Annotated in this window: 4 protein-coding genes and 1 pseudogene; 2 read left to right on the plus strand and 3 right to left on the minus strand. The window is 71.4% G+C overall.

The features are described 5' to 3' along the window. Positions 1-1,578: MDR family MFS transporter (locus tag SZN_RS36245; protein WP_007505494.1), on the minus strand; the 1,578-nt coding region annotated here is incomplete at its 3' end. Between the two features lie 82 nt (positions 1,579-1,660). Beyond that, entirely contained in the window at positions 1,661-2,110 is a 450-nt protein-coding gene (locus SZN_RS36250) for a MarR family winged helix-turn-helix transcriptional regulator (RefSeq protein WP_007505496.1), read from the minus strand. Between the two features lie 238 nt (positions 2,111-2,348). On the opposite strand from SZN_RS36250, the gene SZN_RS36255 reads away from it, so the two are divergent. Beyond that, on the plus strand, positions 2,349-2,543 hold the full coding sequence (locus SZN_RS36255) for a hypothetical protein (RefSeq protein ID WP_007505499.1): 195 nt from the start codon (positions 2,349-2,351) through the stop codon (positions 2,541-2,543). A 464-nt stretch (positions 2,544-3,007) separates the two neighbouring features. Then, positions 3,008-3,142, plus strand: coding sequence for a hypothetical protein (locus SZN_RS43305; RefSeq protein WP_007505501.1), 135 nt, complete (start codon positions 3,008-3,010; stop codon positions 3,140-3,142). 53 nt (positions 3,143-3,195) lie between these two features. Here the strand turns inward: SZN_RS43305 and SZN_RS36260 are convergent. Further along, positions 3,196-3,571 (minus strand): annotated as a pseudogene (locus tag SZN_RS36260) (hypothetical protein); the annotation flags it as partial.

The raw sequence follows: 3,571 nt of genomic DNA on the forward strand, positions 1-3,571 counted from the left end.
GGCGGGCTCCTGGCCGGCCGCGGCCACCGCGGTCGCCGCGGCCGTCCCGCCCGGCTGCGGAGCTTCGCCCTCGGCCTCGGCGGCCTGCGCGAGAGCGCCCTTGGTGCGCAACGGAACCTCCTTGATGAACAGCGAGAACAGCAGGGCCAGGAAGGCGATCGGCGCGGCGTACAGGAAGACGTCGGCGACGCCGTTGCCGTACGCGCTTTCGAGGACGCCGCGCACCGGCGCGGGCAGCGCGTCCAGGTCGGGGATCTCCCCCTTGCCCGTGGAGCCCCGCACGCCGATCGCGGCGAGGCCCTCCTGGGCGTAGGTGGTGATCCGGCGGCTGAGGACCGCGCCCAGCGCGGAGACGCCTATCGCGCCGCCGAGGGAGCGGAAGAAGTTCACCACCGAGCTGGCCGCGCCCAGGTCGCTCGGCGCCACCTGGTTCTGGGTGGCCAGGACGAGGTTCTGCATCATCATGCCGACGCCGAGACCCAGCAGGGCCATGAAGACCGCGACGTGCCAGTACGGGGTGTCGTAGCGGATGGTGCCCAGCAGGCCGAGGCCCGCCGTGACGAGCGCGCCGCCCGCGACCAGCCACGCCTTCCAGCGGCCGGTGCGGGTGATGACCTGGCCGGAGACGGTCGAGGAGATGAACAGGCCGACGATCATCGGGATGGTCAGCACGCCCGACATGGTCGGCGACTCGTTGCGGGCCAGCTGGAAGTACTGGCTGAAGAAGATGGTGCCCGCGAACATCGCGACGCCGACGAAGAGGGAGGCCAGCGACGCCAGCGTGATGGTGCGGTTGCGGAACAGGCGCAGCGGCACGATCGGCTCGCCGGCCCGGGTCTCCACGAAGACGAAGACCAGCAGCAGCGCGAGCGCGCCCCCGGTCATCGCGTACGTCTGCCAGGACGCCCAGTCGTACTTGTCACCGGCGAAGGTCACCCAGACCAGCAGCAGGCAGACGGCGGCGGTGATGAAGAAGGCGCCCGCCCAGTCGACCTTGACCTTCCGCCTGACCGCGGGCAGGTGCAGGGTGCGCTGGAGCACGACCAGGGCGACGACGGCGAAGGGCACGCCGACGTAGAAGCACCAGCGCCAGCCGAGCCAGTCGGTGTCGGTGATGACGCCGCCGATCAGCGGGCCGCCGACCATCGCGGTGGCGAAGGTGGCGCCGAGGTAGCCGTTGTACCGGCCGCGCTCGCGCGGGGAGATCATCGCCGCCAGGATGATCTGGGCCAGCGAGGACAGTCCGCCCATGCCGATGCCCTGCACGGCGCGGAAGGTGATGAGCATCCCGGCGTTCTGCGACAGACCGGCGAGCGCGGAGCCGGCCATGAAGACCACGAGGGCCAGCTGTATCAGCAGTTTCTTGGAGAACAGGTCGGCGAGCTTGCCCCACAGGGGGGTGGACGCGGTCATCGCCAGCAGCGACGCGGTGACCACCCAGGTGTAGGCGCTCTGGCCGCCCCCGAGGTCCTTGATGATGTCGGGCAGGGCGTTGGAGACGATCGTCGACGACAGGATCGCCACGAACATGCCGAGCAGCAGCCCGGTCAGCGCTTCCATGATCTGCCGGTGCGACATCGGAGCGCCCGGATGGCCTCCCGAATGCTTGGCGTGGGCCCGCACACCGGCTGGTGTGGTCGTTGCCATGAATGTCCTTCTCTTACTGGGTGATCGCGGGTGTACGGCAGTCGTCGAAACTGGCCCTCAGCCGGGCCATGAGACGGGTGAGCTCGGCGATGTCGCCGTCGGTCCAGTCGCCCAGCCGCTCCGTGAGCAGCTGTGTGGTCCGCCGGGACATCTCCCGCACCCGTTCCTCGCCGGCCGGGGTGAGGCGGAGGATGCGGCTGCGCTTGTCCGCCGGGTCGGCGGACCGCTCGATCCAGCCGCGCTCGGCGACGTGGGCGACATGGCGGCTGGTGACCGACATGTCCACGGCGAGCAGCTCGGCGAGCTTGCTCATGCGCATCTCTCCGTGCCTGGCCAGCAACGTCAGTACGGTGGCGGAGGCGGCCGGGCAGTCGGACGGCAGCGTCCGTCCCATCTCCCGCTTCACGGCGCCGAAGGCGCTGAACTGGCGGACCAGCTCCTCGTACTGCGCCTGTTCGGCCATCACACCTCCCGTGTTTGTTGCTTTGGGCAACCATAGAAGCGTTTGGTTGCTACAGGCAAACAAAAAGCCTCCGGGCGCCGCAAAAACTTGGCAAAGGCATGTATTGCGACCGTGAATGTGCAGGTCGGGCGGGTGCGTGAGTCCCCGTGCGGGGCGGCGGCCTCCGCTTGGGGCCGGGGCGGGGATTCGCCAGGCCCGTACTTCGCAGGCTGCGACGTACGGGCTAGGGTCTCGGGCCATGGCGAACACCCAGGACCCCCAGGGCAACCACGACCCCGCAGGCAGCACCCAGATGTTCCGCGCGTTCGTCGACGAGGGCCCGCAGGACGGCGCACGTCAGCAGGCGTCCTCCGGCCCGCGCCTCGGCCTCCTGGTCGGCGTGGTCGCCGCCGTGGCCGTCGTGGTGGCGGTGGCCTGGCTGGCGCTCAAGTAGCCCGTGCGCCCCGCGCGCCCGCTCCGGAGGCGGCGCCACGCCCGCGACAGCGGGCCGACTGCCGTCCCGGGTCCCGGGCCGCGCGTACGCGGTCAGCGCCGCCGCGCGGCGACGGCGCCCGCGTACGTCTCGCGCGTACGTCTCGCGCGTCAGGCGCTCCGGGTGGATGCCCGACTCGGCGAGCACGGAACGGATGGCATCCCGGGCCGCCGCGAGATCCTGCTCGTCAACCGGCGTCCCGACCTCCAGGTGGGTCCCGTCGCTCCCGGGGACCCGCACGAGCGTGGCGAGCATCCGCCTGCCGCGCGCGGTGAAGTCGTGGTTCCGGCATCGCTTCTCGAAGGTCGAAGGCGATCAGCTCCACAGAGCCCGGCCCGTGCGGGACGGCACGGGTCTGGTCCGCCTCGTCGACGCGAGTCCCACGCTCCGGCTTCGAGCCGGATTCCACATCGACCGCGGCACCCGTGTACGTCGGAAGCGTGCGCCTGCCGTCCGCCGCGTGGACCGTGCGCACCCGCAGCTCCTCGCCCGCCTCGTCCGGCGAGCCGTCCGGCCGCGTCCACAGGGACTGGGCCGACCCGGGCCGCCCCCACCGCTGACACCTCCGCCCAGTCCCGGCGCGCAGGGCCCCGCGGCGGCTGCCGGGTGGGGGCTACGGTGTCTCTCCCGGGGTGTGGGGGATGAAGATCGGCTCTGCTCCGGGATACGTCACCGTGACGTCGTGTTCCATGCGCGCGCCCAGCAGAAGTGACGCTTCGTAGAATCTGTCGACGCACACCGTCCAGCTCTGCTCCTCGCGTGCACCGGGCGCGATCGGCGCCGGGAGTTTTCCGGTCGACTCGGTCGTCGCCCAGGTGATGCCGAGCGCGCCGATGACATGCGTGCCGAAGGTGACCGTCCCCGAACGCACGGGTGTACCGCCGGAGTTGCCGAAGGCCACGGTGACCTTCTCGCACCGGCGCCGGTCCGTGGGCTCCCGCTCGGGCCCGCCCACGGTGAGCCGGGCCGGTGCGGGAGCCCACGGACCG

The organism is Streptomyces zinciresistens K42, assembly GCF_000225525.1.
In the GTDB taxonomy this organism is placed as follows: Bacteria; Actinomycetota; Actinomycetes; order Streptomycetales; family Streptomycetaceae; genus Streptomyces; species Streptomyces zinciresistens.

Excerpts from the sequence above, each read along its gene's own strand:
- SZN_RS36255 (WP_007505499.1), top strand. The coding sequence starts at position 2,349 with ATGGCGAACACCCAGGACCCCCAGGGCAACCACGACCCCGCAGGCAGC.
- SZN_RS36250 (WP_007505496.1), bottom strand. The coding sequence starts at position 2,110 with ATGGCCGAACAGGCGCAGTACGAGGAGCTGGTCCGCCAGTTCAGCGCC.